The sequence below is a fragment of the Rahnella sp. RcJ3 genome, assembly GCF_009498575.1.
GTDB lineage: Bacteria > Pseudomonadota > Gammaproteobacteria > Enterobacterales > Enterobacteriaceae > Rahnella > Rahnella aceris.
This window is the reverse complement of record NZ_QSNX01000006.1, coordinates 125,715-152,262: the sequence shown is the minus strand read 5'-3', so window position 1 is coordinate 152,262 and position 26,548 is coordinate 125,715. Positions and strand designations below refer to the sequence as shown.

General features: G+C 54.3%; 25 protein-coding genes. 13 read left to right on the top strand and 12 right to left on the bottom strand.

Annotated elements, in window-relative coordinates; translation table 11 throughout:
- Window positions 1-122: 122 nt before the first annotated feature.
- Window positions 123-311, top strand: a complete 189-nt coding sequence (locus DXU84_RS10105) for a hypothetical protein (protein ID WP_153375591.1) — start codon at window positions 123-125, stop codon at window positions 309-311.
- Here DXU84_RS10105 and DXU84_RS10100 read toward each other — a convergent pair.
- Together DXU84_RS10100 and DXU84_RS10095 are read right to left on the bottom strand one after the other, a co-directional pair.
- A complete protein-coding gene (locus DXU84_RS10100) occupies window positions 295-630 on the bottom strand; it encodes a hypothetical protein (RefSeq protein WP_112286858.1) in 336 nt (111 codons plus the stop codon). The genes DXU84_RS10105 and DXU84_RS10100 overlap by 17 nt on opposite strands.
- A gap of 36 nt (window positions 631-666) precedes the next feature.
- Window positions 667-939, bottom strand: a complete 273-nt coding sequence (locus tag DXU84_RS10095) for a Cox family DNA-binding protein (protein WP_112286857.1) — start codon at window positions 937-939, stop codon at window positions 667-669.
- 108 nt (window positions 940-1,047) lie between these two features.
- On the opposite strand from DXU84_RS10095, the gene DXU84_RS10090 reads away from it, so the two are divergent.
- On the top strand, window positions 1,048-1,347 hold the full coding sequence (locus DXU84_RS10090; protein ID WP_112287003.1) for a helix-turn-helix transcriptional regulator: 300 nt from the start codon (window positions 1,048-1,050) through the stop codon (window positions 1,345-1,347).
- Window positions 1,348-1,422: 75 nt separating this feature from the next.
- Window positions 1,423-2,430, top strand: coding sequence for a tyrosine-type recombinase/integrase (locus DXU84_RS10085; protein WP_120134967.1), 1,008 nt, complete (start codon window positions 1,423-1,425; stop codon window positions 2,428-2,430).
- A gap of 148 nt (window positions 2,431-2,578) precedes the next feature.
- Here DXU84_RS10085 and can read toward each other — a convergent pair whose 3' ends face one another.
- A complete protein-coding gene (can, locus tag DXU84_RS10080) occupies window positions 2,579-3,235 on the bottom strand; it encodes a carbonate dehydratase (protein ID WP_013576954.1) in 657 nt (218 codons plus the stop codon).
- Window positions 3,236-3,370: 135 nt separating this feature from the next.
- Here can and DXU84_RS10075 point away from each other — a divergent pair, with 135 nt between their 5' ends.
- Together DXU84_RS10075 and DXU84_RS10070 are read left to right on the top strand one after the other, a co-directional pair.
- Window positions 3,371-4,294: an ABC transporter ATP-binding protein gene (locus tag DXU84_RS10075; RefSeq protein WP_013576953.1), complete on the top strand. Its 924-nt coding sequence runs from the start codon at window positions 3,371-3,373 to the stop codon at window positions 4,292-4,294.
- Complete coding sequence (locus tag DXU84_RS10070; protein ID WP_013576952.1) at window positions 4,294-5,064, top strand: ABC transporter permease; 771 nt, start codon at window positions 4,294-4,296, stop codon at window positions 5,062-5,064. The genes DXU84_RS10075 and DXU84_RS10070 overlap by 1 nt, the downstream gene beginning before the upstream one ends.
- 143 nt (window positions 5,065-5,207) lie before the next feature.
- Here DXU84_RS10070 and panD read toward each other — a convergent pair whose 3' ends face one another.
- The 3 genes from panD to panB form a co-directional block, all read right to left on the bottom strand.
- Complete coding sequence (gene panD, locus DXU84_RS10065) at window positions 5,208-5,588, bottom strand: aspartate 1-decarboxylase (protein WP_013576951.1); 381 nt, start codon at window positions 5,586-5,588, stop codon at window positions 5,208-5,210.
- Between the two features lie 108 nt (window positions 5,589-5,696).
- The gene (gene panC / locus DXU84_RS10060) at window positions 5,697-6,551 is read right to left on the bottom strand and encodes a pantoate--beta-alanine ligase (protein WP_370461762.1); all 855 of its coding nucleotides are present in this window, start codon (window positions 6,549-6,551) and stop codon (window positions 5,697-5,699) included.
- A 14-nt stretch (window positions 6,552-6,565) separates the two neighbouring features.
- A complete protein-coding gene (panB, locus tag DXU84_RS10055; RefSeq protein WP_013576949.1) occupies window positions 6,566-7,360 on the bottom strand; it encodes a 3-methyl-2-oxobutanoate hydroxymethyltransferase in 795 nt (264 codons plus the stop codon).
- Window positions 7,361-7,518: 158 nt separating this feature from the next.
- On the opposite strand from panB, the gene qseB reads away from it, so the two are divergent.
- Both qseB and qseC read left to right on the top strand, forming a co-directional pair.
- Window positions 7,519-8,205 carry a quorum sensing response regulator transcription factor QseB gene (qseB, locus tag DXU84_RS10050; protein ID WP_112150943.1) on the top strand — a complete coding sequence of 229 codons (687 nt, stop codon included), beginning with the start codon at window positions 7,519-7,521 and terminating at the stop codon, window positions 8,203-8,205.
- 23 nt (window positions 8,206-8,228) lie between these two features.
- Window positions 8,229-9,587 carry a quorum sensing histidine kinase QseC gene (qseC, locus tag DXU84_RS10045; protein ID WP_153375660.1) on the top strand — a complete coding sequence of 453 codons (1,359 nt, stop codon included), beginning with the start codon at window positions 8,229-8,231 and terminating at the stop codon, window positions 9,585-9,587.
- A 5-nt stretch (window positions 9,588-9,592) separates the two neighbouring features.
- Here qseC and folK read toward each other — a convergent pair whose 3' ends face one another.
- The 6 genes from folK to thpR all read right to left on the bottom strand — a co-directional run bounded on the left by folK (window position 9,593) and on the right by thpR (window position 14,857).
- Complete coding sequence (gene folK, locus DXU84_RS10040; RefSeq protein WP_037033383.1) at window positions 9,593-10,072, bottom strand: 2-amino-4-hydroxy-6-hydroxymethyldihydropteridine diphosphokinase; 480 nt, start codon at window positions 10,070-10,072, stop codon at window positions 9,593-9,595.
- Entirely contained in the window at window positions 10,069-11,394 is a 1,326-nt protein-coding gene (pcnB, locus tag DXU84_RS10035) for a polynucleotide adenylyltransferase PcnB (protein ID WP_037033568.1), read from the bottom strand. Before pcnB ends, folK begins: the two co-directional genes overlap by 4 nt.
- Before the next feature lie 513 nt (window positions 11,395-11,907).
- Entirely contained in the window at window positions 11,908-12,783 is an 876-nt protein-coding gene (gene gluQRS, locus DXU84_RS10030) for a tRNA glutamyl-Q(34) synthetase GluQRS (protein ID WP_013576944.1), read from the bottom strand.
- A gap of 62 nt (window positions 12,784-12,845) precedes the next feature.
- Complete coding sequence (gene dksA, locus DXU84_RS10025; RefSeq protein ID WP_013576943.1) at window positions 12,846-13,301, bottom strand: RNA polymerase-binding protein DksA; 456 nt, start codon at window positions 13,299-13,301, stop codon at window positions 12,846-12,848.
- A 230-nt stretch (window positions 13,302-13,531) separates the two neighbouring features.
- Window positions 13,532-14,266, bottom strand: a complete 735-nt coding sequence (sfsA, locus tag DXU84_RS10020; RefSeq protein WP_013576942.1) for a DNA/RNA nuclease SfsA — start codon at window positions 14,264-14,266, stop codon at window positions 13,532-13,534.
- 48 nt (window positions 14,267-14,314) lie between these two features.
- Window positions 14,315-14,857 carry an RNA 2',3'-cyclic phosphodiesterase gene (thpR, locus tag DXU84_RS10015; RefSeq protein WP_153375587.1) on the bottom strand — a complete coding sequence of 181 codons (543 nt, stop codon included), beginning with the start codon at window positions 14,855-14,857 and terminating at the stop codon, window positions 14,315-14,317.
- Window positions 14,858-14,953: 96 nt separating this feature from the next.
- On the opposite strand from thpR, the gene hrpB reads away from it, so the two are divergent.
- The 6 genes from hrpB to fhuB all read left to right on the top strand — a co-directional run bounded on the left by hrpB (window position 14,954) and on the right by fhuB (window position 26,538).
- Window positions 14,954-17,398 (top strand): ATP-dependent helicase HrpB, encoded by a 2,445-nt coding sequence (gene hrpB, locus DXU84_RS10010; RefSeq protein ID WP_153375658.1) that lies wholly within the window; start codon window positions 14,954-14,956, stop codon window positions 17,396-17,398.
- A 190-nt stretch (window positions 17,399-17,588) separates the two neighbouring features.
- A complete protein-coding gene (gene mrcB / locus DXU84_RS10005) occupies window positions 17,589-20,222 on the top strand; it encodes a bifunctional glycosyl transferase/transpeptidase (RefSeq protein WP_112197469.1) in 2,634 nt (877 codons plus the stop codon).
- A gap of 296 nt (window positions 20,223-20,518) precedes the next feature.
- Window positions 20,519-22,741, top strand: a complete 2,223-nt coding sequence (gene fhuA / locus DXU84_RS10000) for a ferrichrome porin FhuA (RefSeq protein WP_126125134.1) — start codon at window positions 20,519-20,521, stop codon at window positions 22,739-22,741.
- A 95-nt stretch (window positions 22,742-22,836) separates the two neighbouring features.
- Entirely contained in the window at window positions 22,837-23,649 is an 813-nt protein-coding gene (gene fhuC, locus DXU84_RS09995; RefSeq protein ID WP_153375585.1) for a Fe3+-hydroxamate ABC transporter ATP-binding protein FhuC, read from the top strand.
- A gap of 1 nt (window position 23,650) precedes the next feature.
- Window positions 23,651-24,553, top strand: a complete 903-nt coding sequence (fhuD, locus tag DXU84_RS09990) for a Fe(3+)-hydroxamate ABC transporter substrate-binding protein FhuD (protein ID WP_153375583.1) — start codon at window positions 23,651-23,653, stop codon at window positions 24,551-24,553.
- Window positions 24,550-26,538, top strand: coding sequence for a Fe(3+)-hydroxamate ABC transporter permease FhuB (gene fhuB / locus DXU84_RS09985; RefSeq protein ID WP_153375581.1), 1,989 nt, complete (start codon window positions 24,550-24,552; stop codon window positions 26,536-26,538). The genes fhuD and fhuB overlap by 4 nt, the downstream gene beginning before the upstream one ends.
- Window positions 26,539-26,548 lie beyond the last annotated feature (10 nt).

Below are 26,548 nucleotides of genomic sequence, written 5' to 3'. Positions count from 1 at the left end.
GGCTCGAGTGCCTGAAATGGAAACATGCACTCTTTCACCATGATTCATATGGTAAAGTTGTTCAGCCTGATTACCTTTCGCGAGATGACTCAGGTTTAAACACATTACAAAAGGAGACATTTATGAGTAGAGAAGCCAAGGTTCGCGCTCAACTGACAGATTTAGTAAAACTGTTAAAATCCATCGAAACCCCCGATGGGGCGAGTGCTTTAGGATCTGAACTCAAAGGTCTTGTGAATGAAATTGATCATCTAATTGATCAAAAATTCCCAATAGAACCGCATTTAAAAAGCTTTATCGAGCGTATCTAATAGCTTCCATAGGCCGGTCTAGACTGGCCTTATCTTCCTCAGATAAGGCAAAAATAAACATTGCAGGAATCGTGTCTGCTACTTCGGGGTGAGATCTGCGGCAATTCTTAACGGCATATGCAATTGTGCTCATTACTGCTGTGACACTTAAATGAACTGAAATCTCCAGTCCCGAATCTAAGGTGATAAGAGCACCTTCGCCATTTCGTTGAATAGATATAATTGAAGTTAAAAGGACGAATGTCCTTCCTTTATTTACATCTTGAAAATCTAAAAAAAGTAAACTGTCCTGAATTGTGGAACCAATATTTTTAGCCATGCTTTCCTCCAACTTAAATATCAATCTAACGAAGTATTACTTCGGCTCGCCCAAGCCAAGCCACATTAGCCAGCCGTCGCGAATCTCTTTTGGACGCTTTTCAAACGCCAACTTCATACCTGCGTTCCAGGCAGGGAGATAAACCCAGTTTTCCGCACGTGCTGTAGGATTTTCAGGGTTACGCATTTCGACAATTGGGAGCTTGCCAGCTTCAATCATCCCTTTTACTGCTGCGGGCGTTTTACCAATTGCCTTAGCAAATTCCGAATACGGCAGGACATCCGACACACTTACGATTTGTTTGCCCATCTGCTAATCTCTCCGATAGTGTAATTAATTGCCTATAACTGCTTTTAATTGCCAATGGTGGCAAATTTCTGCCTTACAATGGTCACATTATTTGACGATGGTATAATTATGTCAATAGAGGTATCGGAGAAAATCAAGCTCATCCGTGAGTCGGAGAGGCTTACTCGTAAGGATTTCAGTGAGTTAACTGGAATTAAATATGCGACACTTTCGAGCTATGAAAATGGAACGAAAGGCATGAGCTTAGAAATGACGATGAAACTTCTGAATCAACCTAAGTTCACAAAATACACAATGTGGTTCATGACTGATCAAATTTCCCCTGAAGCCGGACAGATCGCGCCGGTTCTCGCACACTTTGGGCAGGACGAAACAACGTCGTCCCACTCCGACAAAAAGACTGGTTAACGCTACATTTCGACTTTTTACGTTTTATAGAATCACAGAGTCTTTGCAGTACCCACGATTCCGGAGGGCTTCAATATGTCGATTAAGAAGCTCGATGATGGTCGTTATGAAGTGGACATCAGACCGCAGGGGCGCAACGGAAAGCGCTTCCGGCGTAGGTTCGACAAGAAACATGAAGCAGCCGCCTACGAAAAATATGTAGCGGTTAATTATCACGACAAAGAATGGCTATCTAAACCGGCAGACAAGCGGCCGTTATCCGAGCTGATAGAACTGTGGTGGCTCTATCACGGGCAGAACGTGAAACACGGCAAGCTCGATAAAGCCAAACTGGAATTCATCTGCAACCTGATGGATGACCCTTGTTCTTTCCAAATTGATAGCCTGGCTATTACAAAATTTAAGTCTTTGAGATTGGCGAAGGGCGTTAAGGCAACGACGGTAAACCGCAATTTGATGTTGCTGAGTGGTCTGTTTACTTACCTGAACGAAGCAGGTTTATTCCACGCTGAAAATCCGTTGCATGGCGTAACGTTGCTAAAAGGGCAGCTATCATCCATGACTTTTATGTCTGCTGATGAAATTGAGGAGTTGCTGTCTGTTTTGGAAGGGGACAATAAGAGGATTGCGATCCTGAGCCTGAGTACAGGAGGCCGCTGGGGAGAAATAAGCAGTTTGAAGGTTGAGAACGTCATTAATAACCGAGTGACTTTTCTCAATACCAAAAATGGCAAACCCAGAACAGTCCCGATCTCAGATGAGGTATGTAAGGCAGTCAAAAATCAGAAGTCTGGATTACTTTTTCCTGATGCCGATTACTTGACCTTCCGGCTGCTATTGAAATCGGTGAAGCCAGACTTACCGAAAGGGCAATCATTGCATGTGCTGCGACATACGTTTGCCACACATTTCATGATGAACGGCGGGAACATAATCACCCTGCAAAGAATTCTCGGACACGCGAATATCAACCAGACAATGGTCTATGCTCACTTCGCTCCGGACTTCCTGCAGGACGCAATTTCCTTTAATCCACTGAGGGGAAAAGCGGGGCTGGAGTGTCCACATAGTGTCCACACCTAAGCATCTTTGTAGGTCTTACAGCTGCTTACAGTATTTATAACTCATTGATTTATAGTGTTCGCGTTGTAAGTGCAGGAAAAATAAATGGTAAAAAAGGCACATTTTTGTGCCTTTTGTTTTTTGAATTTCTGTAGAGTAGAGCGGCTTGTTATTGCGGGTCGCCGTTCAGCAAGGCGGAGACGCCCTGACGGTAGCGCTGTTCCAGTGTTTCGCGGCTGGTGGCATCAACTTCTAGGTTGCGCAGACGTCCGTCCAGAATGCCGTAAACCCAGCCGTGCAGCGTGACTTTCTGGCCGCGTTTCCAGGCCGATTGCATCACGGTGGAGTGGCCGAGGTTGTAAACTTGCTCAACCACGTTCAGTTCACATAACTTATCGAGGCGCTTCTCTGGCGACAGTTCGCCCAGCAGGGAACTGTGTTTGTACCAGATGTCCCGGATATGCAACAACCAGTTATTAATCAAACCCAGTTCAGGGTTTTCAACCGCCGACTGCACACCGCCACAGCCGTAGTGACCGCAGATAATCACGTGTTCGACTTCCAGCACGTCGATAGCATATTGCACAACGGACAGGCAGTTAAGGTCGGTGTGGATGACCAGGTTGGCAACGTTACGGTGAACGAACAGTTCGCCTGGCTCAAGCCCTGTCAGGCGCTCGGCGGGAACACGGCTGTCAGAACAGCCAATCCACAGAAAGCGGGGTTTTTGAGATTGGGAAAGCCGCTCAAAGAAACCAGGATCTTCATCAATCATGGTTTTGGACCAGGCTGCGTTATTGCTGATGAGTCTTTCTATGTCATTCATTGATGTTAATAGCCTGTGTTACGAGCTGACTGCGATGGAGTAATATAGGGCAATGCCCCGACTTTTCAAACTGATTCGGCATCTCCGTTTACTCATTCTTACAACAGGGTTTTCACAAGAAGGTACGCTCCCTTTATGAATTATGCATTGGAACTGGAAAAGTTAACCAAAACTTACGCCGGTGGTGTACAGGCTTTGCGTGGAATCGATCTGCGCGTCGAAGCTGGCGATTTTTATGCCCTGCTTGGGCCAAACGGTGCGGGTAAATCCACCACCATTGGCATCATCAGTTCACTGGTCAACAAAACCGCCGGCAAAGTGCAGGTGTTTGGCTATGACATCGATAAAGATATCGTCAACGCTAAACGTCAGCTCGGGCTGGTGCCGCAGGAATTTAACTTCAACCCGTTTGAAACCGTCATGCAGGTGGTGGTTAATCAGGCCGGTTATTACGGCGTGCCACGTCCGCTGGCATTGCAACGTGCTGAAAAATATCTGACGCAGTTGGATCTCTGGGGCAAACGCAACGAGCGTTCGCGCATGCTGTCCGGCGGGATGAAGCGTCGTCTGATGATCGCCCGTGCGCTGATGCACGAGCCAAAATTGCTGATCCTCGATGAGCCAACGGCGGGTGTGGATATCGAATTACGTCGCTCAATGTGGGGTTTCCTGAAAGAGCTGAACGCACAGGGCACGACCATCATTCTGACCACGCACTATCTGGAAGAAGCGGAAATGCTGTGCCGTAACATCGGTATTATTCAGGGCGGTCAGTTGGTGGAAAACACCAGCATGAAGGAACTGCTCTCGAAGCTTAAATCTGAAACTTTCATTCTGGATTTAGGCGCGAAAAGTCCGCTGCCGGTGCTGGAAGGTTATCGCAGTAAGCTGACGGATACGTCAACGCTGGAAGTGGAAGTCATGCGCGAGCAGGGACTGAATTCCCTGTTCAGCCAGCTGAGCAAGCAGGGCGTGCAGGTATTGAGTATGCGTAACAAGGCGAACCGTCTGGAAGAGCTGTTTGTCACGCTGGTGAACGGCAGCGAGGAAAAGAAATAATGTCGCAATTGTATTGGGTGGCACTCAAAAGTATCTGGCTGAAAGAGATCAACCGGTTTGGTCGCATCTGGATCCAAACGCTGGTTCCGCCGGTCATCACCATGACCTTATATTTCATCATCTTTGGTAATCTGATCGGCGCACAGATTGGCAACATGCACGGTTTCACCTACATGCAGTTTATCGTGCCGGGGCTTATCATGATGGCGGTGATCACTAACTCCTACGCCAACGTGGCCTCGTCGTTCTTCAGCGCCAAATTCCAGCGCAATATTGAAGAACTGCTGGTGGCTCCGGTGCCGACGCATGTCGTTATTGCCGGTTATGTCGGCGGCGGCGTGGCGCGCGGGATCTGCGTGGGGATCCTGGTCACGGCGATCTCGTTGTTCTTCGTGCCGCTGGTGATCCATTCCTGGTGGATCATTGCGCTGACACTGTTACTGACCGCGATCCTGTTTTCTCTGGGCGGTCTGCTGAACGCCGTGTTTGCAACAACGTTTGATGACATCAGCCTGATCCCGACATTTGTGCTGACCCCGCTGACCTATCTGGGTGGCGTGTTTTACTCGCTTTCCCTGTTGCCGCCAATCTGGCAGGCGATCTCTAAGCTGAACCCGATCGTCTACATGATCAGCGGTTTCCGTTACGGTTTCCTGGGGATTTCTGACGTGCCGCTGGTGTTTACCATGAGCGTGCTGGTGGCATTTATCGCGGTGTTTTATTGGCTGGCGTGGTACTTGATCGAGCGCGGGCGTGGTCTGAGAAGTTGATTTTTTTGTGCTCCCTCCCCTGCGAAGGGGAGGGCTGGGGTGGGGTATCAAGGTCAAAAACTAAATTCGAAGTGTGCTTTAACTCATTGCTTTGTATTTAAAACCCCCTCCCATCCTTCCCCTTCGCAGGGGAAGGCGTTTTATCAAGCCACCTGAACCGGCACGGCTTTGGCGGTGCGTTTCAGTTGGTTTTCACCTTCGAAATAGGCCACTTTCGGTTTGTGCTGGCGGGCTTGTTCATCTGACATCTGCACGTAAGAACAGATGATCAGCAGATCGCCGACACAGGCACAACGCGCTGCCGCGCCGTTGACTGAAATAATACGCGAACCGCGTTCTGCCGCGATGGCGTATGTCGAGAAACGCTGACCGTTATCAACGTTATAAATATCAATTGCTTCGTATTCCAGAATGCCTGAGGCATCGAGAAAGTCCTGATCGATGGCGCAGGAGCCTTCGTAATGCAAATCTGCCTGAGTTACGTGAACCCGGTGCAGTTTGCCTTGCAGCATTGTACGTACCATTGCGTGTGACCCTTCGTGCGTAAATAGTCTGGGAACCCGCCGGGCTGACATAGCCAAATACTGATGTTTTCCGGCGGCCAACATAGTTGCCGATTTGACCTGCGCTGTCTACTGCGTCAGATCAACCTCCTGATTATCAATCAGTCTGGCTTTACCCAGCCAGGCCGCCATCAGGATCACCGCAGATGTGCTGTCGACGGACAACTCCTGCAAGGTTTTCGCATCACGGATAAACAGTTCGTCCGGCGTGAAACCCGCTTCGCGAAGTTGCTGCGCGGTTTCCTGCAACATTTCATCGACATGGCGCTCGCCCTGGCTCAGCCGTTCAGCCAGCGCATTCATGATTTTGTTAAGCTGGGGTGCGAGTTTACGTTCCTCGGCAGTCAGATAGCCGTTGCGTGAACTCAGTGCCAGACCGTCTTTAGCGCGCACAATTGGCACGCCCACTATCTCAATATCGTAGCCCATGTCTTCCACCATGGTGCGCAGCAGCGCCAGTTGCTGGAAGTCTTTTTGCCCGAAACAGGCCACCTGCGGCTGCACCAGATTGAACAGTTTGCTGACGATGGTGGAGACGCCACGGAAATGTCCCGGACGGCTCGCACCTTCCAGAATGGTGGAAATCACTGGCACATCAACCTGTGTTTGGATCGCCAGACCTTTCGGATAGACTTCTGCCGGTGACGGTGCAAAAACCAGATCCACGCCGCGTTTGTTCAGCTTCTCGCAGTCTTCCTGCAAGGTGCGCGGATAACGCTCGAGGTCATCCGGGCGCTCGAACTGCATCGGGTTGACGAAAATACTCACCACGACCACATCGCCGCGGGCTTTGGCTTCTTCCACCAGCGTCATATGGCCTTCGTGCAGATTGCCCATGGTCGGCACCAGCGCGATACGTTTGTTATTCTTACGAAAATCCCGGATTTCGCGACGCAGCAGCGCCACGTTGTCAATTATCAACACCAGCCTTCTCCCGATTATTTAAAGGAATGTTCTTCACCCGGATACACGCCTTGCGCGACCTGATCAACATACAAACGCACCGCGCCACGAATATCGCCTGCTTCGCTGAGGAAGTCTTTGGCGAATTTTGGCGTATGGCCCCCGGTAATGCCGAATGCGTCGTGCATCACCAGAATCTGGCCGTCGGTCACATTGCCTGCGCCGATGCCGATAACCGGAATACTGAGTTCTTCGGTGACGCGGCGTGCCAGATCGACCGGCACACATTCCAGCACCAGCAGTTGCGCACCCGCTTCTTCGAGCATCATCGCATCTTTGATCAGCTGATTGGCGGCCACTTCATCGCGACCCTGAACTTTGTAGCCGCCGAAAATATTCACCGACTGTGGCGTCAGCCCCAGATGGCCACACACCGGCACTGCGCGTTCGGTCAGCATTCTGACCGTATCACACAGCCAGCTTCCGCCTTCGAGTTTGACCATATTGCCACCCGCGCGCATCAGCACGGCGGCGCTTTCAAACGCCTGCTCCGGCGTGGCGTAACTCATGAACGGCAGGTCAGCGAGCAATAACGCGTGAGGTGCGCCGCGACGCACACAACGCGTATGGTAAGCAATCTCTTCTACCGTCACTGGCAGGGTGGAATCCTGACCCTGAACGACCATGCCCAGAGAATCGCCAATCAGCATGACGCTGATCCCTTGTTCCGCAAACAGCTGCGCAAAACTGGCGTCATACGCGGTAATGGTCGCAAATTTATGTTTTTCCTGCTTCCATTGGCGAAGCTGGCTCAGCGTGGTTGGTTTCATGAACACGTTCCTTTGAATAATTCATCGGATGAATACGATGCCAGTATTCTACTGTATGAGCCGAAAGTCAGACAGCTTGTTTGATAACGGGCAGGATGATCTGTGTCTTAAGAAGTGATTAAGAAGCCTCGGCTATAATGGCAAAAACGGAGGGAACCATGCGAATTCTATTGATTGAAGACGACAAGATGATTGGCGACGGCATCAAAGCCGGGCTGGCGAAACTGGGTTTTACGCTCGACTGGTTTACCGACGGGCTGACCGGCAAGGCCGCGCTTGACAGTGCGCCGTACGATGCGGTGATCCTCGATTTAAGCCTGCCGGGTATGGATGGTATGCAGCTTTTGCGTGAATGGCGAAAGGCTGGCCGGGATACGCCAGTGCTTATCCTCACCGCGCGCGATGCGCTGGAGCAGCGCGTCGGCGGGTTGCAGGCCGGTGCCGATGATTATCTGTGTAAGCCGTTTGCGCTGGTGGAAGTCGCAGCACGGTTGCAGGCGCTGATCCGCCGTCGCCACGGCGTGATAACGCCGAAGGTCACCCATGGCGCAGTGGAATTTGATCCCGCAGCCCGCAGTGTGACGCTCAGCGGAGAAGCCGTGACGCTGACCCCGCGTGAAGTGACTGTGCTGGAGTTGTTTCTTCGCAACAAAGGTCGTGTGCTGGCGCGTACGCTTATTCAGGAAAAGCTCTACAGCTGGGAAGATGAGGTCAGCAGTAACGCGGTGGAAGTCCATATTCACCATCTGCGCAGTAAACTTGGCAAAGGCTTTATTCGCACCGTGCATGGCGTGGGGTACACGCTCGGGGATGAGATAAAACCGGGTGAAGGAGGGGAATCGTGAGGCGGCTGAAGAAACTGCAAAAGCTGAACAATCTGAGTCTGCGCCTGCGCCTTATCCTGCTTTTTTCCCTGCTGGCGCTGCTGACCTGGCTGATTGCCAGCGGTGTGGCGTGGCATCAGACCCGCAAACATATCAACGAAGTTTTCGATACCCAGCAGATGCTGTTCGCCAAACGTCTGGCTGCCACCGGCTTAGGCGACCGGCTCAATCTGCAAAAAGACACTGAGCTGCCGGACACTAAAAAAATGGTCCGCAAGGGCTCACGCGGCCATACCGATGACGACGCGCTGACGTTTGCCATCTTCAATCGTCACGGGCAGATGCTGCTCAATGATGGCGAGAACGGCAAACGCATCCGTTTTGACGGTGACACGCAGGGGTTTAACGATGTCGAGCTGAGAGGGGACAGCGATGTCTGGCGTATGGTCTGGCTGACTTCGCCGGACGGACAATATCGCGTCGCGGTCGGGCAGGAACAGGATTACCGCAATGATATGGCCTGGAGCCTGGTGAGTGGCCAGCTGACGCCGTGGCTGGCTTCGTTGCCCATTTTGTTACTGGCGCTGATTGTGATGGTGACGCTTGAACTGCGGCCGCTGCGCCGCGTGGCGGAAGGCTTGCGTCAGCGCTCGCCGGAAGATGCCGCGCCCATCGAGACTCATCAGTTACCCGGTGAGGTGTTGCCGCTGGCAAATGCGCTCAATTCTCTGTTTGACCGCACGAGTGAGATGCTGGTGCGTGAACGGCGGTTTACATCTGATGCCGCTCACGAGCTGCGCAGTCCGCTGGCGGCTTTACGTGTGCAAACCGAAGTCGTACAGCTTTCCGGCGATGACGCTGAAATGCGCGACCATGCGCTGGAAAATCTGACGATCAGTATCGATCGCGCTACGCGGCTGGTGGATCAACTGCTGACACTTTCTCGGCTGGAAAGTTTTTCCACGCCTGAAGAGCTGGAACGTATCGACTGGCCTTCGCTGGTCACTCAAAGTCTGGCGGAACAGGATTACCGCGCGCACGGCAAAGGTATCGAATTACGTTTTGAACAGCAGGGCGTTCCGCCTGAAATGCGTGGTCAGTCGCTGCTGCTTTCGCTGATGGTGCGCAATCTGCTGGATAACGCGATCCGTTATTCTCCGGCCGGAACCTGCGTGACGGTGCGACTGAAACCGTGGGGAATGACGGTTGAAGATCAGGGGCCGGGCATCAGCAATGAACATCTGGCAAGGCTCGGTGAGCGTTTTTACCGGCCACCAGGACAGGAACAAACGGGCAGCGGATTGGGGATTTCGATCGTACAAAGGATCGCGCAGTTACATCATCTGAACGTGGTTTATCAAAATAGAGCAGAAGGTGGGCTGGAAGTGCGGATAAGTCGCTGAGCGACTTACCATTGGGTCAGACCGTTAAGCGGCACGCGGGCGAGCAGAGTTTGCAAGGTTTCGCCGTCAGGGAACACCAGTTCTGGTGCCAGATCGGCCAGCGGATACAGCATGAATTCGCGGTTTTTCATGTCGTAATGCGGCACCGTTAAACGCTCGGTGTTGATCACCTGATCGCCATAAATCAGCATATCAAGATCTAACGTCCGCGGCCCCCAGCGTTCGGCTTTGCGAACGCGTCCCTGATTTTGCTCGATCCCTTGTGTGCAATCGAGCAACTCTTCCGGCGGCAGTAGCGTATCGAGCGCCACCACAGCATTCAGATAATCAGGTTGATCCTGTGGTCCCAGCGGTTTACTGCGGTAAAACGGGGATGCGGCCACAAAGCGGGTGCGCGGCAAATGTGCCAGCGCCTCCAGCGCACAGTTTACCTGGTCAAGCGGACGGGCAAGATTACTGCCCAGAGCCAGGTAAACGCGGATCATTGACCGCCATCCTTGCGCGGCGCCCGTTTACGCGGACGGCGGGTACGTGCACGGCGTGCAGGTACAGCGTCGTCACCCAGCGTACCGAGCATGCTTTTCTGCGATGCCGGTGTCGCTTCCTGGAACTCGCCCCACCACTGCGCCAGACTCTGCAATTCGCGGTGCTGTTCGACTTCAGCGCGCAGTACCAGTAAATCATACGCCGCGCGGAACTTAGGATGCTCCATCAGCTTGTGCGCACGTTTGCCCTGACGACGTGACAGGCGCAGTTGCAGCGCCCAGATATCACGTACCAGCGTGGTAATACGTTTTGGAATGGCCAGCGTACGGCATTGCTCGTCGAGCACATCGTTCATTGCCAGCGCGAAGGCGTCGTAATAGGTCAGACCGCCTTCCTGCGCCAGCTTCTGTGCATGCTCGATCACCGGATACCACAGCATAGCGGCGAACAGGAACGCCGGATTGACGCGCTGATCGTTATGCAGACGGTGGTCGGTATTTTTCAGCACCTGAATCAGAATGTGTTCCATCGGGCTGTCGCCTTGCTCAGTAAACTGGCGGGCAATCAGCGGGAACAACGGCTGGAACAGCTGGTATTCACAAAGCTTTTTATACGTCTCGTAACCGTAACCGGCCTGCAACAGCTTCAGGGATTCTTCGAACAGACGCGCTGGCGGGATTTCCTGTAACAGCGTCGCCAGACGTGGGATCGGTTCGGCCGTTTCCGGGCTGATTTTCATGTCCAGTTTGGCAGCGAAACGTACTGCGCGCAGCATACGCACCGGATCTTCACGATAACGGGTTTCAGGATCACCGATCAGACGGATGATGCCGTTTTCCAGGTCACGCAGACCGCCGGTGTAATCACGTACGGTGAAGTCCGCAACGCCGTAATACAGGCTGTTAATGGTGAAGTCACGGCGCTGGGCGTCGTCTTCAATGGTGCCGAAAATGTTGTCGCGCAGCAGCATGCCGTTCACAGCCTGCTGGGATACGTTTTTATCTTCGGTTTCTTCGTGCTGTTCATGGTGACCGCGGAACGTCGCCACTTCGATGATTTCCGGCCCAAACATCACGTGAGCCAGACGAAAACGACGACCAACCAGACGGCAGTTACGGAACAGCTTGCGTACCTGATCCGGCGTTGCGTTGGTGGTGATGTCGAAATCTTTTGGTTTTTTATCCAGCAGCAAATCACGCACACCGCCGCCGACCAGGAAGGCTTCAAAGCCAGACTTGTTCAGGCGGTACAACACTTTCAGGGCGTTTTCGCTGATATCACGACGAGAAATATTGTGCTCATCGCGGGGAATAATGGTCATCGCACGGGTTTCACCGGCGTAATCGAATGAGGGGCGCGGTTTCTGTACATGTTCGACAGAAGGGCGCGGAGCGCGCTGTACGTTGCGGTCGGCGCGCGGCTCGTTATTACGATCACCACGGTTATCGCTGCGTTCACCACGCGGCGGATAAGATGAAGAAGAGCGGCGGCTGTTGTTATTGCGGCGTTCGCCTCTGTTCGCGTTGTCTTCCCGACGGCCGCGATTTTCACGACGTTCAGGATTGTTTGCCTTCACATTGCCTTCGGCCACAGGAGACGGATCACGACGGGAATTCTCCTCGCGATTAGGTTCTCCATGAAGCGCGGCTTCGTCATGAACAGCCTTTTCTTCACGAACGACTTTATCTTCACGAACTAGCACCTTACGGCAAAAATTGGCTACTCGGGTAAAAATGGTACACCTCGATAGTGACTGAAAAAATTGACGTGACGCAAAAACAGCGGCTAATCATAGCTCACGACAGGCGCTTTGAGAATGCCGAAGTCACATCTGCTATGCATTAGCGCTCTGACGCGGTATCGCTGATGGTGTCCAGTGCGTTGTCGCCCAGCGTAATAATAAAGGCAAAGTGTAATCCTGCCAGTTTTCCGGCAACGTTTGCCCTAAAAATTTCAGCGCCTTAATGATAACCGGTCGCGGATCGCCTGCGGGCAGCGCCGGCGCGTGATTCTGCTTGGAAAGCTTGTTGCCTTCTTCATTGACGGCCAGTGGCAAATGCAGATATCCCGGCTGCGGATAACCCAGATGCCGGTACAGCGAAATCTGGCGCACGGTCGGTTCAATCAGATCCGCGCCGCGCACAATGTGATTCACGCCCTGAAAATGGTCATCGATCACTACTGCCAGATTATAGGCAAACAGCCCGTCGCGGCGACGGATAATAAAATCTTCTTCGGCCAGTTTAGGACTGGCCTGTAAATGCCCCTGAAAATCATCGTCAAAACCGTACACCGGCAACGTCTGATGCAGACGTATGGCCGCATTTTCCGGGCTGAGTTGCAGGCTGCGGCAGTGGCCGTCATAGGTGCCACCGATTTGCGCAATACGCTGGCGGGTACAGGTGCAGTAATAACTTTTTTGCTGCTGATACAGCCAGTCCAGCACGTCGCGGTAAGCGCCGTGACGTTTTGACTGCCAGAGCACATCGCCATCCCATTCCAGCCCGTAACGCTCCAGCGTTCTCAGGATACGGTCAGCAGAACCGGGGATTTCACGCGGCGGATCGATATCGTCAATGCGCACTAACCAGATACCGTTTTGTGAGCGGGCATGCAGATAACTGCCGAGAGCGGCGATCAGGGAACCAAAATGAAGGTCACCGGAAGGTGAGGGGGCGAAACGGCCTGTGTAGTGTTGTTCTTGCGGCATACGAATGGGGACAGCGTTAAAAGGGAACGCGGTGCATGACGCACCGCGTGGAACCCGGGGACTTAGCCAGCCATCTGCTTTTCGCGGATTTCTGCCAGAGTCTTACAGTCGATACACAAATCAGCGGTAGGACGGGCTTCAAGACGGCGGATGCCAATCTCAACACCACAGGAATCGCAATAGCCGAAATCCTCGTCTTCCACTTTTTTCAGTGTTTTTTCAATCTTTTTGATCAGCTTACGTTCACGGTCACGGTTACGCAGTTCGAGGCTGAATTCTTCTTCCTGAGCGGCACGGTCTACCGGATCAGGGAAGTTTGCGGCTTCATCCTGCATGTGTGAAACGGTACGATCGACTTCATCCCTGAGCTGATTGCGCCATGCTTCAAGAATCTTTTTGAAGTGAGCCAGCTGAGCGTCGTTCATATACTCTTCGCCCGGCTTCTCTTGATACGGCTGCACCCCAGCGATAGCGAGAATGCTCAAGGACGACGTCTTACGGGTTTGGCCTTCTTGCATGATGCTTCTCCTACATAACACGCACTATGTTCATCCACTTTTCCCGTTCCGGCATAGCCGCAACGTACAGGCTTCGAACATTTCGATCCCCAACGGGGGAAAAAATCAGGCCGCTATAAATAACAGAAGGCAACGAGGTTGGCAATTATTCATCGCAGGTGCTTGACAAGCCTGTGAGGAAAAGCGTATTCGCGACCTGTTTTTTATGCCGCCGACAGGTTATTACAGGGTTATCCGAACTCTTTATGTTCACTGGCTGATATTGCCAGCAGCGGTAACCTTTTTGTGAGGCGCATACCCTCAGCAGAAAGTTCAGCACTGTAGCACATCACTTCGACACCCTTGTTTTGGACATACTTCAGTAAATCGGTATAACGCGGATCAATATGGTGTGCAGCGGATACGCTTTCAATACCTGAATGTAAAACAGCGAAGAAAAGTACCGCCCGCTGCCCCTGCTCTGCCATCGACTGTAACTCGCGTAAATGCTTCTGACCGCGCAGTGTGACTGCGTCGGGGAAGAATCCCAACCCCTCCTGCAGCAACGTGACAGACTTCACTTCAATATAGCAGTCCGGTTGATTTTCTGCCTGTAACATCAAGTCTATACGGCTGTTTTCGGCGCCGTATTTTACTTCTGTTGTTAATTTACTGTAACCGGATAATTCCGGTATTTGCTGTTCATTGATTGCCTCACGGACCAGTTGATTGGCCCGCAGCGTATTGACGCAAATCCAGTGTTTTTGTTGGGTTTCGGTCAGTTCCCAGCTGTGTGGATATTTACGTTTGAGATTGTCCGAGGTGGAATACCAGACGGTGTCGCCGGGAGTCGCGCAACCGGTCATCGCGCCGGTGTTGGCGCAGTGCAAGGTCAGTTCCGTGCCGTCCGGCGTAATCACGTCAGCGAGAAACCGTTTGTAACGTTTGATCAGCGTAGCCGATTGAAGCGCAGGCTCGAAGTGCATGAAAGTTTCCGTGTGAAATGTTCTTGTTAAAAAGAGGGCTAAAAGAGATCAGGTTGCCTGCGTATCGCCCAGCGGCCAGGTTTGCAGGCAGTGATAACGGGTGCGCCCCCGCTCAAACAGGGATTCGTACAAACTGAATTCTGTGGCGTCCAGTTGCCAGCCAGGTGTGGCCGGAGGAACCGCGACCGGACGGGTCGCATTGCGGTACAGCGACACATGCGGATGAAACGGCAGTGTACTCTGATGACAACCGTTGCGCGCAGCGTGAGATCGCAATACGGACGCCAGTTGCAACAAGGCATTGGGCGCGCGTTTTGTGCCAATCCATACCACGCCGGAGCCCGGCCAGTGGCCAATATCATCCAGTACTACGCTGAATCTCTGTCCCTGAATGCGCCCGGCGACGCGGGTCAGCGCGGCCTCTTTGAGGGCGCTGACTTCACCGAGAAACGCCAGCGTAATATGCAGATTAGCGGCTGTGACGGGGCGGCCAGTGTCCGCCGGGAAGTGGTCCGCGCGCCACTTAATCACCTGCTTTTGCATTTTTGCGGGCAGCGATAAGGCGAAAAACAGGCGGCGTTCGGCAGACATAGAGATTCCTGTGAAGACAAATCACGGCAACATGCCGGATGTGGGGCTAAATGCTACAATGCCCGCCGTTTAAAGTTAACTCTCATGGAGCATTCATTGTCTTCTTTGCCGGTCAGCGCCGTACTCGAACCGCTTTTAGCTGCACTGCAACAGGCTCAGCAGGTGCTGTTGCTTGCGCCAACCGGTGCCGGTAAATCCACCTGGCTGCCGTTGCAGTTGCTGAAACAGGCCAACCTGCCGGGTAAGATCCTGCTGCTTGAACCGCGCCGTCTGGCGGCGAAAAACGTCGCTTTCCGTCTGGCGCAGCAACTGAACGAAACGCCGGGGCAGACAGTGGGGTATCGCATGCGTGCAGAAAGCAAAACCAGCGCGGCGACCCGTCTTGAAGTGGTGACCCAAGGCATTCTGACCCGCATGGTACAGGCTGATCCCGAACTGACCGGCGTGTCGATGGTGATCCTCGATGAATTCCATGAGCGCAGTTTGCAGGCCGATCTGGCGCTGGCATTGTTGCTCGATGTGCAGAATGCGCTGCGCGATGATTTAAAAATTCTGATTATGTCGGCCACGCTCGACAACCTGCGCCTGTCTTCTTTACTGCCGGATGCGCCAGTGATTGAATCCGCAGGCCGCAGTTTTCCGGTCGACAGGCAGTATCTTTCTCTCGCGACACACGAACGGCTGGATGAAGGCGTGGCGCGGGTAGTCAGCCGTCTGATGAGTGAAAATCACGGCTCGATGCTGCTGTTTTTACCCGGTGTGGCGGAAATCACCCGTGTACAGAATTTGCTGACCGGCAGACTGACGGACGACGTCGATCTCTGCCCGTTGTACGGTGCGCTGTCGCTGGAACAACAGCAAAAAGCCATTCAGCCCTCACCGGCCGGACGCCGCAAAGTGGTGCTGGCGACGAATATTGCTGAAACCAGTCTGACCATCGAAGGTATCCGTCTGGTGGTCGACAGTGGTCTGGAGCGCAGCGCGCAGTTTGACCCGCGCAGCGGCCTGACGCGGCTGGTAACACAACGTATCAGCCAGGCGTCGATGACCCAACGTGCGGGCCGTGCAGGTCGTCTGGAGCCGGGCTTGTGCTGGCATCTTTTCAGCAAAGAGCAGGCGGAACGCGCCAGTGCTCAGGCGGAAGCCGAAATTCTGCAAAGTGACCTGAGCAGTTTCTGGCTCGAGTTGTTGCAGTGGGGCTGTCAGGATCCGGCGCAACTTCAGTGGCTGGATATGCCGCCCCCCGCTTCGCTGTCTGCCGCAAAAAATCTTTTACAGCAGCTTGGCGCAACCGATGCGCAGGGTAAACTCACCACTGCCGGACAACGCATGGCCCGGCTTGGCTGTGAGCCGCGGCTGGCGGCGATGCTGATTTCTGCCACAGCACAAAGTCCCGATGCGCTGGCAACGTCGGCGCTGCTGGCGGCAATGCTTGAAGAACCGCCACGCGGCGGGTTACCGGATATGGATTACTGGTTCAGCCGTCCGCAGGGAAACTGGCAGCGGCGGGCAAAACAACTGGCGCAGCGTACCGGCGCGAAAAGCGGTGAGCCTGATGCTTCGCTCGCGCCGTGGTTACTGGCGCGGGCGTTCAGCGATCGTATTGCCCAGCGTCGCGGCGAAGATGGCCGTTATCTGCTGGCGAACGGACTGGGGGCGTCCTTGCCGCAGGATGACGGATTAACCCGCGCACCGTGGCTGGTCGCGCCGCAGTTATTACAGGGCAACAACAGCCCGGATGCCCGTATTTTGCTGGCGATCACGCTGGATATTTCGCAACTTCCGTCGCGCCTGCCGGATGTCGTCAAAGAACAGACGGCGGTAGAATGGGATGAAGAAAAAGGCACGCTGCGCGCCTGGCGCCGCTGGCAGATCGGGCGTCTGGTGCTGAAAGCCAATCCGCTGGCAAAGCCGGACGACGGAGAGCTGCAACAGGCGCTGATCGACTGGATCCGCACGCAGGGTTTGCAGGCGCTGAACTGGTCGGTCGCCGTGGAGCAATTGCGCGTGCGGCTTCTTTGCGCCGCAAAATGGTTGCCGGAAGCCGACTGGCCTTCGGTTGACGATCAGGCTTTGCTCGACGGTCTGGAACGCTGGTTACAGCCTTCTTTACAGGGTGTTCGTTCGCTGAAATCGTTGCAGCAGGTTGATTTACATGATGCCTTGCTAAGGCTGCTTGACTGGCAACAGCGTCAGCGTCTGGACAGTGCGTTGCCGACTCATTACACCGTGCCGACTGGCAGTCGTCTGCCAATCCGTTATCATGCAGACCAGCCACCGGCGCTCTCGGTGAGAATGCAGGAGATGTTCGGCGAGCAGCGTAGCCCGCAACTGGCGGAAGGGCGTGTTGCTGTGGTGCTGGAACTGCTGTCACCGGCACAGAGGCCGTTGCAGATCACCGCCGATCTGGCGGCATTCTGGCAGGGTTCTTATCGCGAAGTGCAGAAAGAAATGAAAGGGCGCTATCCGAAACATCCGTGGCCGGACAATCCGGCGCAGGCATTGCCGACGCGCCGTACCAAGAAGTCTTCAGCGCCATGATGAAATGTGCATGGAAAGAACAATTTTTCAGACATTTCTTCTGGGCGAAACATAAAGCGGGGCACAGAGTAAGCGCCTTGCGGCCTGAACTTCAGGCCAGATAGACTATCCATTTGAAATCAAAAATGAAAATGACTCAGCTAAGCAGAATCATTATGACGAACACAGCAGCACGTTGGGAGATTGACTGATGTCTGGCGATGATCGCGAGCCGATTGGCCGTAAAGGTAAACCTGCCGGGCGCAAGCCTGCGCGGGCTCGTCCCGTTCGCCGTAGCCGCCGGGATGACGACTACGAAGAATATGAAGAGGAAATCGATGACGAGTATGAGGATGATGATGACTACGAAGAAGAACGGGAGTCACGCATGAGCCGTAAAGCCCCGCCGCGTAAAGCGAACAAAGGCGGGAAGAAAAGCGCCAGGCGCCGTCTGTTCTGGTTATTAGTCAAACTGTTTGTCGTCTTCCTGATTTTGCTGGGGATTTACGCGGTTTATCTCAACAAGCAAATTCATGACCGCATCGATGGCGGCAAAGTCTGGCAGTTACCTGCGGCGGTGTATGGCCGTCAGGTCAATCTTGAGCCGGACATGCAAATCAGCAAAGCTGAAATGGTCGGATTGCTGGAAGGCACGCAGTATCGCGAAGTGACGCGCATCACCCGTCCGGGCGAGTTTACGGTTCACGCGAATTACATTGATTTGCTGCGCCGTCCGTTTGATTTTCCGGAAGGAAAAGAAGGGCAGGTCAACGCCCGCCTGATGTTTGACGGCAACAGTCTTTCCGAGATTAAAAACCTGGATAACCAGCGTGATTTTGGTCTGTTCCGCCTCGATCCGCGTCTGATCACTATGTTGCAGGCGTCCAACGCCAACGGTGAACAGCGTCTGTTCGTGCCACGTTCCGGCTTCCCTGATTTGCTGGTCGATACGCTGCTGGCCACGGAAGACCGTCATTTCTATGAGCATGACGGTATCAACTTCTATTCCATCGGTCGTGCCGTGGTGGCTAACCTCACCGCCGGTCATGCGGTGCAGGGGGGGTCAACGCTGACGCAACAGTTGGTGAAAAACCTGTTCCTGACCAACGAACGTTCGCTGAGCCGTAAAGCGCGTGAAGCGGTGATGGCGATCCTGCTGGATGCAGATTACAGCAAAGACCGCATTCTTGAGCTGTATCTGAACGAAGTGTATCTCGGCCAGAGCGGTTCTGATCAAATCCGCGGTTTCCCGCTGGCAAGCCTGTATTACTTTGGCCGTCCGGTGAACGAACTGAGTCTGGATCAGCAGGCATTGCTGGTGGGTATGGTGAAAGGTGCCTCGCTGTATAACCCGTGGCGTAATCCGCAAATGGCCTTGCAGCGTCGTAATCTGGTGCTGCGTTTGCTGGTTGATCAGAAAGTTATCGATCAGGAACTGTATGACATGCTCAGCGCGCGTCCGCTGGGCGTGCAGCCGAAAGGCGGGGTGATTTCGCCGCAGCCTGCGTTTATGCAGATGGTGCGTCAGGAACTGCAGGCTAAACTGGGCGATAAAGTTCAGGATATGTCCGGGGTGAAAATCTTCACCACGCTGGATCCGATTTCTCAGGATGCGGCGGAAAAAGCGGTCGAGGAAGGCATTCCGTTACTGCGCAAGAAAAGCGGTTTGAATGATATCGAGACGGCGATGGTGGTGGTTGACCGTTATACCGGTGAAGTGCGGGCGATGGTCGGCGGCGCGGAAACGCAGTTCGCGGGCTTCAACCGTGCGATGCAGGCGCGACGTCAGGTCGGCTCGCTGGCGAAACCGGCGACCTATCTGACCGCGTTGTCTCAGCCGGATAAATACCGGCTCAATACCATCCTTGCCGATCAGCCGCTGACGTTGAAACTGGCAAATGGTCAGACATGGTCGCCGAAAAACGATGACCATCAGTTCCGCGGTCAGGTTCTGTTGGTGGATGCCCTGGCGCGCTCGATGAACGTCCCGACAGTCAATCTGGGGATGGCCGTTGGTCTCGACAACATCACCAAAACGCTGATTGATCTGGGGATCCCTAAAGAGTCGCTGAACCAGACGCCATCAATGTTGCTGGGTGCGATTGCGTTAACGCCAATGGAAGTTGCGCAGGAATACCAGACCATTGCCAGTGGCGGCAACAAAGCGCCACTGTCAGCGGTACGCTCAGTGATTGCGGAAGACGGCACCGTGCTCTATCAGAGCTTCCCGCAGGCTGTGCGCGTGATCCCTTCTCAGGCAGCGTATCTGACGTTGTATGCCATGCAGCAGGTAGTGCAGGAAGGGACCTCGCGCGCACTGGCGAACAAGTTCCCGAAACTGCATCTGGCGGCGAAAACCGGTACGTCGAACGAACTGCGTGACAGCTGGTTTGCCGGTATCGATGGCAATCAGGTAGCGATCACCTGGGTAGGCCGCGACAACAACGGCCCGTCCAAACTGTGGGGTTCTACCGGTGCGCTGGTGCTTTACGGACGGTATCTGGAAAACGGCACACCTCAGCCCCTGGATCTGCAAATGCCGGAAGGCATCAGTACGATGAATATTGATGGCAGCGGTAACTTTGTCTGTGGCAACAGCGGTGGCTTGCTGGGCGGCAGTGGCGCGGTGCGTTCAATCCCGGTCTGGACTGATTCGCCGGACGCCATGTGTCAGGCTTCTGTGAGCGCTGTTCAGCAACAGCAACAACAGATCCAGCAGCAACAGCAACAGCAACAACAGCAGCAGCAATCCGGACAGCAGCAACAGCCACAATCTCAGGATGAGAAGAAAGACAGCAACGGCGTGGCGGGCTGGATCAAGGATATGTTTGGTTCAGGCAACTGATAATTAATTGATTCCGTAAACCTAAAAAGGGCGCAATGAAAATTGCGCCCTTTTTTATTTGTCATTCTTAATCCAAATTTACCCACCCCATTTCACATTTCCAGCAAGCAAGTCACATTCATTCCCGTTTAATTTATAAGCGTTTTTACCCACGTTTAACATGAGGATACTTTTTATTCATTCGGAAAAACCATGCATTAAATAGGCTTGCAGCCGCGTAAGCATTGAGCATAATATGCAACGTTCATAATAATAATTATCGTTTACATTCCCATTACTCTTCCAGAGATTATGCAATGGCTTCTCAATGCTCGCTTTCAACTTCAGTCCAAAAAGGTGCATTTAAGCGCCGGACGTTAGCTTTAACCCTCGCCGCTGCGCTCGGCTCTGCCGCGTTTTATGCGAGTGCAGCCACCACAGCCCCGGCAAAAGAAGACACTATAAACGTGACCAGCTCGGCAATGGCCGAAGCGGCACCCGAATCTGCGTGGGGGCCGGCGGCCACTATCGCGGCAAAACACAGCGCGACCGGCACAAAAACCGACACGCCACTGGTGAAAACGCCACAATCTATTTCCGTGGTGACCCGTGAAGAAATGGACATGAAACAGCCTGCTTCAGTAAAAGAAGCCTTGGGCTACACGCCGGGCGTTTTCGCCAGCCGTGGCAGTTCTTCCACCTATGATGCGATCGCTATCCGCGGTTTCACATCGGTGAACACCAACCAGTATCTCGATGGCATCAAACTTCAGGGTGACAACTATTCTGAAGTGTCGATGGATCCGTACATGCTCGAGCGTGTTGAAGTGCTGCGCGGGCCGTCTTCCGTTCTGTACGGTAAGAGTAATCCGGGCGGCGTAGTCAGCATGGTCAGTAAACGCCCGACCACTGAACCGCTGAAAGAAGTGCAGTTCAAAATGGGTACCGACAACCTGTACCAGACCGGCTTTGATTTCAGCGACGCCATCGACGACGCGGGCGTGTATTCCTACCGTCTGACCGGCGTGGCGCACAGCCAGGATACTCAGCAGGAGATGGCGAAAGAGAAACGCTACGGTATCGCGCCGTCTTTCACCTGGCGTCCTGATGATAAAACCAGCTTCACTTTCCTGAGCAACTTCCAGAACGATCCGGATGCCGGTTTCTACGGCTGGTTACCGCGTCAGGGCACCGTGGTGCCGTATTACGACGCCAACGGAAAAGCACACAAGTTGCCGACCGACTTCAACGAAGGCGAAGAAAGCAACAAGATGTCCCGCAACCAGAAAATGGTCGGTTACAGCTTCGAACACGGCTTTAACGACACCTGGACCGTGCGTCAGAACCTGCGTTACACCAAACTCGATACCCAATACAAAGGCGTTTACGGCACCGGTTATGTCGGGAATGGCGTGATGAGCCGCGCGTACGTTCAGTCAAAAGAGAAACTGGCTAACTTCGATGTGGATACCCAGGCGCAGGCTAAATTTGCCACCGCAGATGTCGATCACACCTTGCTGATGGGTGTGGATTACATGCGTATGCGTAACGACATTGATGCCGATTATGGTTCCGCCAGTAATCTGAACATGAGCAACCCGCAGTACGGCAACAGTAATGTGTCCTTGTACTTCCCGTATGAAGTTCTCAACCGTCAGGAGCAAACCGGTCTGTACGCACAGGATCAGGCGGAATGGAACAAGTGGATCCTGACCGTCGGCGGTCGTTACGATTTCGCAAAAAGCTCGACGTTTACCCGTTCAAGCAACAGCGCTACGCAAATTAATGACCAACAGTTCACCTGGCGCGGCGGTCTGAATTACCTGTTTGATAACGGTATCTCCCCGTACTTCAGCTACAGCGAATCCTTTGAACCGACAGCGGGTTCTAACAAGGATGGGAAGCCGTTTGATCCATCAATCGGTAAACAGTACGAAGCGGGTGTGAAATACATTCCGAACGATCGTCCGATCAGTCTGACGGCAGCCGTATATCAGCTGACGAAAACCAAAAACCTGACCAACGATCCTACCGATCAGACGAATACCTTCAGCGTTCAGTCAGGTGAGATTCGTTCCCGTGGTCTGGAACTGGAAGCGAAAGCCGCACTCAACGCCAACATCAACATGACGGCGTCTTACACCTATACCGATGCGAAGTACACGCACGACCTTGCTTATGAAGGCAAGCGTCCTGCTGAAGTGCCTGCGAACATGGCATCACTGTGGGCGGATTACACCTTCCACGAAACTGCACTGAGCGGCCTGACTGTGGGTTCCGGCGTTCGTTACTTCGGTTCAACCTCCAGCTTCTACACGACGGGCGATAAGACTAACGAAGCCTTTAATGTTGCCGGTTACACACTGGTTGATGCGACGATCAAATACGATCTCGCACGCTTTGGTCTGCCGGGCTCTTCCGTTGGCGTGAACGTCAATAACCTGCTGGATCGCGAGTATGTGGCAAGCTGCTACCGCGATTACGCCTGTTACTGGGGCGCGGAGCGTCAGGTGGTTGCCACCGCAACCTTCCGTTTTTAAGAGTCTTCGAATAGTCAGTATGTAAGCACTAAAATCCGGGCACGCAGGTCGTGCCCGTTTCCTGTTCTCAACCCGATGTCGACGTAGAAAATCTTATGCCTGATAACAACGTACATCCGTCTTCCCCGCTGCCAGACAGCGTCTTCCGCCTGCAGGACGTGAGTTTCAGCGTCCCGGGACGCACGCTTCTCGCGCCATTATCCCTGACCTTTGCGCAGGGGAAAGTGTGTGGCCTGATTGGTCACAACGGGTCAGGAAAGTCGACGTTATTAAAAATGCTCGGGCGGCATCAGGCGGCGACATCCGGAACGATTTACCTCAATGACACGCCGCTGGCGCAGTGGGACAGCAAAGCCTTTGCGCGTCAGGTTGCCTATTTGCCGCAGCAGCTCCCCGCCGCAGAAGGCATGACCGTGCAGGAACTGGTGGCGATTGGCCGCTATCCGTGGCACGGCGCACTGGGTCGTTTCAAACATCAGGATAAAGAAAAGGTCGAAGAAGCCATTACGCTGGTCGGCCTCAAACCGTTCGCCCGGCGTCTGGTGGACAGCCTCTCCGGCGGCGAACGTCAGCGTGCCTGGCTGGCGATGATGGTGGCGCAGGACAGCCGTTGCCTGCTGCTCGATGAACCGACTTCTGCGCTGGATATCGCCCATCAGAAAGATGTGCTGGCCTTGATCCAGCGTCTGAGCCGTGAGAAGGGCTTAACCGTGATCGCCGTGCTGCATGATCTGAACATGGCTGCCCGCTATTGCGATCAACTGATGGCGCTGCGCGGTGGTGAAATGATTGCCCAGGGCGCGCCGGAAGAGATGATGCGCGGCGAGGTACTGGAACAGATTTATGGCATTCCGATGGGTATTCTGCCGCATCCTGCGGGTGGCGCGCCGGTGAGCTTCGTATACTGATATGTCTGATATTTCAAATTTTTCCGGAATCACCCGTCGTCGTCTGTTGCAGATGATGGCGCTTTCTCCGTTGCTGACCTCGTTGCCTGCGCTGTCGGCATCGCGTCCCGATCTCAGCCGCATTATTGCTCTCGAATGGTTACCGGCTGAACTGCTGATCGCACTCGGCGTGATGCCGCTGGCGATTGCCGATATCCGTAATTACAACACCTGGGTGGTTGAACCACCGCTGGCACCGGGCGTGATTGATGTCGGTCAGCGTACCGAACCCAATATGGAACTTATCCAGCAGCTAAAACCTTCGCTGCTGCTGATCACCGCCGGTTATGGTCCGACGACCAGTCAGCTCGAATCCATCGCGCCGGTTCTGGGTGTCAAAGCCAATGACGGTTCGGCAAAACCGCTCAATCTGGCCATCAGTTCCCTGCATAAACTGGCGGATCGTCTCGGTTTACAGGATCGCGCCGAAACGCATTTGCAGCTGTACCGTGACACGCTGTTGCAAACCCGCGAACAGCTGAAGCCGGTCGCGCAGCAGCCGCTGCTGTTAATCACCTTTATTGATACGCGCCACGTTCTGGTGTTTGGCATGGGCAGCATGTTCCATGAAGTGATGGGTGAGCTCGGGCTGATCAACGCCTGGGCCGGGGAAGGCAGTTTCTGGGGCAGCGTATCGGTCGGCGTCGAGCGCCTGACCAGCATTAAAAACGCCCGCGTATTGTGTTTCGAACACGACAACGCCGACATGATGGAGGCAGTAGCAAAAACGCCGCTGTGGAAATCCATGCCGTTTGTGCGCGCGAACCAGTTCAGCATCGTGCCCGCCGTCTGGTATTACGGTGCAACCTTCAGCGCGATGAATTTCTGTAAAATTCTCACCAGCACTCTGGGGAAACCGGTATGAACCGCCGTTCACTCAGCGTTTCGCTGACTCTCCTTATACTTCTGGCGCTGGCCGCCGGTGTGCTCAGTCTCTACAACCTGAATCAGCAACTGCCTTATGCACAGTGGCGCGGGGCGTTGTGGCAGCCTGATATCGATAATGTCCAGCAGATGCTTTTCCATTACAGCCTGCTGCCGCGCGTCGCTGTGGCCTTGCTGGCCGGTGCCGGGCTGGGGCTGGTTGGTTTGCTGTTCCAGCAGGTATTACGTAATCCGCTGGCAGAGCCCGCGACGCTGGGTGTTTCGGCAGGCGCGCAGCTCGGCCTGACGGTCGCCACGTTGTGGGCACTGCCGGGCGGGATGATCACCCAGCAGTTTGCCGCCATGGCTGGCGCGGTGGTGATTGGTGCACTGGTGTTCGGCATCGCCTGGGGCAAACGCATGTCACCGGTCACGCTGATCCTCGCCGGTCTGGTGCTGGGCTTGTATTGCGGAGCGGTGAATGGCCTGATTGGCATCTTCAACTACCAGAACCTGCAAAGTCTGTACATGTGGAGCAGCGGGGCGCTGAACCAGCAGGACTGGGATATCGCGAACTTCCTGCTGCCGCGGGTGATTATCGTCTGGCTGCTGGCATTTTTGTTGCAGCGTCCGATGACGCTCCTGGGGCTGGATGATGGCGTCGCCAAAAATCTTGGCCTCGGCCTGTCAGCGGCGCGTCTTGCTGTGCTGACGCTGGCGATTTTAATGAGTGCGCAACTGGTCAATGCGGTCGGGATCATCGGTTTTATCGGCCTGTTTGCCCCGCTTCTGGCGAAAATGCTCGGTGCACGTCGTCTGGCTGCACGGCTGATCATTGCGCCGGTTATCGGTGCGCTGCTGCTTTGGCTTACCGATCAGGTGATGCAAACCCTCACCACATTTTGGATGGAGATTCCGACCGGTGCCGCGACAGCGCTGGTGGGCGCGCCGCTGCTGTTATGGCTGCTGCCGCGTTTACGCAATAACATGACACCGCCGCCAATGGATCAGGGCGATCACGTACCGGTTGAACGTCAGCATCTGGTGCGCTGGATGTCACTGGCGCTCGCCGTGCTGTTACTCGGGCTGATGGTTGCACTGATGGCCGGACGCAATGCCACTGGCTGGAGCTGGTCCACCGGTGCAGATTTACAGGCGCTGCTGCCGTGGCGTTTGCCGCGCGTGATGGCGGCGCTGGCTGCGGGTATTATGCTGGCGTCATCCGGTGTGCTGATCCAAAAACTGACCGGTAATGCGATGGCCAGCCCGGAAGTGCTGGGGATCAGTTCCGGTGCGGCGACCGGCGTGGTGGTGATGATGTTTATCGTCCCGGGCGATGCCTTTGTCTGGCTGCTGCCTGCGGGCAGTGCGGGTGCGGCGCTGACGTTGCTGGTGATTATGGTGGCCTCGGGGCTGCGAAGTTTTTCGGCCGAACGTATGTTACTGACCGGTATCGCGCTCAGTACAGCTTTCACCACGCTGATGACGTTGCTGCTGGCGAGCGGCGATCCGCGAATGGGTGGCCTGCTGACCTGGCTTTCAGGTTCAACCTATTCCGTATCCGCTGAAGCCGCCTGGCGAACGCTGATTCTGGCCGGGGTGCTGATGGTTCTTGTGCCATTCTGCCGCCGCTGGATAAATATTTTACCGCTGGGGAGCGTGACCGCGAAATCAGTCGGACTGGCGCTGACGCCTACCCGCCTGGCGATTTTACTGCTGGCGGCGGTGATGACTGCGGCGGCAACGCTGACTGTCGGGCCGCTGAGTTTTGTCGGGCTGATGGCACCCCATATGGCGCGCATGATGGGCTTTCGCCGGGCGGTTCCGCAGTGGATGGTCGCCAGTATTCTCGGCGGGTTGTTGATGGTCTTTGCGGACTGGTGCGGACGGATGATCATTTTCCCGGATCAGATCCCGGCTGGTCTGCTCGCCACCTTTATCGGTGCGCCGTACTTTATTTATCTGCTGAGAAAGCAGGCGAATTAACAAAAAAGGG

What these genes read in the sequence shown, in the direction of transcription:
- fhuA (WP_126125134.1), top strand. Translation starts at nt 20,519, where the DNA reads ATGGCTTCTCAATGCTCGCTTTCAACTTCAGTCCAAAAAGGTGCATTT.
- DXU84_RS10105 (WP_153375591.1), top strand. Translation starts at nt 123, where the DNA reads ATGAGTAGAGAAGCCAAGGTTCGCGCTCAACTGACAGATTTAGTAAAA.
- DXU84_RS10085 (WP_120134967.1), top strand. Translation starts at nt 1,423, where the DNA reads ATGTCGATTAAGAAGCTCGATGATGGTCGTTATGAAGTGGACATCAGA.
- folK (WP_037033383.1), bottom strand. Translation starts at nt 10,072, where the DNA reads ATGATCCGCGTTTACCTGGCTCTGGGCAGTAATCTTGCCCGTCCGCTT.
- DXU84_RS10100 (WP_112286858.1), bottom strand. Translation starts at nt 630, where the DNA reads ATGGCTAAAAATATTGGTTCCACAATTCAGGACAGTTTACTTTTTTTA.
- panB (WP_013576949.1), bottom strand. Translation starts at nt 7,360, where the DNA reads ATGAAACCAACCACGCTGAGCCAGCTTCGCCAATGGAAGCAGGAAAAA.
- DXU84_RS10090 (WP_112287003.1), top strand. Translation starts at nt 1,048, where the DNA reads ATGTCAATAGAGGTATCGGAGAAAATCAAGCTCATCCGTGAGTCGGAG.
- dksA (WP_013576943.1), bottom strand. Translation starts at nt 13,301, where the DNA reads ATGCAAGAAGGCCAAACCCGTAAGACGTCGTCCTTGAGCATTCTCGCT.
- fhuD (WP_153375583.1), top strand. Translation starts at nt 23,651, where the DNA reads ATGTCTGATATTTCAAATTTTTCCGGAATCACCCGTCGTCGTCTGTTG.
- qseB (WP_112150943.1), top strand. Translation starts at nt 7,519, where the DNA reads ATGCGAATTCTATTGATTGAAGACGACAAGATGATTGGCGACGGCATC.
- fhuC (WP_153375585.1), top strand. Translation starts at nt 22,837, where the DNA reads ATGCCTGATAACAACGTACATCCGTCTTCCCCGCTGCCAGACAGCGTC.
- gluQRS (WP_013576944.1), bottom strand. Translation starts at nt 12,783, where the DNA reads ATGCCGCAAGAACAACACTACACAGGCCGTTTCGCCCCCTCACCTTCC.
- panD (WP_013576951.1), bottom strand. Translation starts at nt 5,588, where the DNA reads ATGGTACGTACAATGCTGCAAGGCAAACTGCACCGGGTTCACGTAACT.
- pcnB (WP_037033568.1), bottom strand. Translation starts at nt 11,394, where the DNA reads ATGACCATTATTCCCCGCGATGAGCACAATATTTCTCGTCGTGATATC.
- mrcB (WP_112197469.1), top strand. Translation starts at nt 17,589, where the DNA reads ATGTCTGGCGATGATCGCGAGCCGATTGGCCGTAAAGGTAAACCTGCC.
- DXU84_RS10070 (WP_013576952.1), top strand. Translation starts at nt 4,294, where the DNA reads ATGTCGCAATTGTATTGGGTGGCACTCAAAAGTATCTGGCTGAAAGAG.
- DXU84_RS10075 (WP_013576953.1), top strand. Translation starts at nt 3,371, where the DNA reads ATGAATTATGCATTGGAACTGGAAAAGTTAACCAAAACTTACGCCGGT.
- can (WP_013576954.1), bottom strand. Translation starts at nt 3,235, where the DNA reads ATGAATGACATAGAAAGACTCATCAGCAATAACGCAGCCTGGTCCAAA.
- DXU84_RS10095 (WP_112286857.1), bottom strand. Translation starts at nt 939, where the DNA reads ATGGGCAAACAAATCGTAAGTGTGTCGGATGTCCTGCCGTATTCGGAA.
- thpR (WP_153375587.1), bottom strand. Translation starts at nt 14,857, where the DNA reads ATGTCTGCCGAACGCCGCCTGTTTTTCGCCTTATCGCTGCCCGCAAAA.
- fhuB (WP_153375581.1), top strand. Translation starts at nt 24,550, where the DNA reads ATGAACCGCCGTTCACTCAGCGTTTCGCTGACTCTCCTTATACTTCTG.
- sfsA (WP_013576942.1), bottom strand. Translation starts at nt 14,266, where the DNA reads ATGCACTTCGAGCCTGCGCTTCAATCGGCTACGCTGATCAAACGTTAC.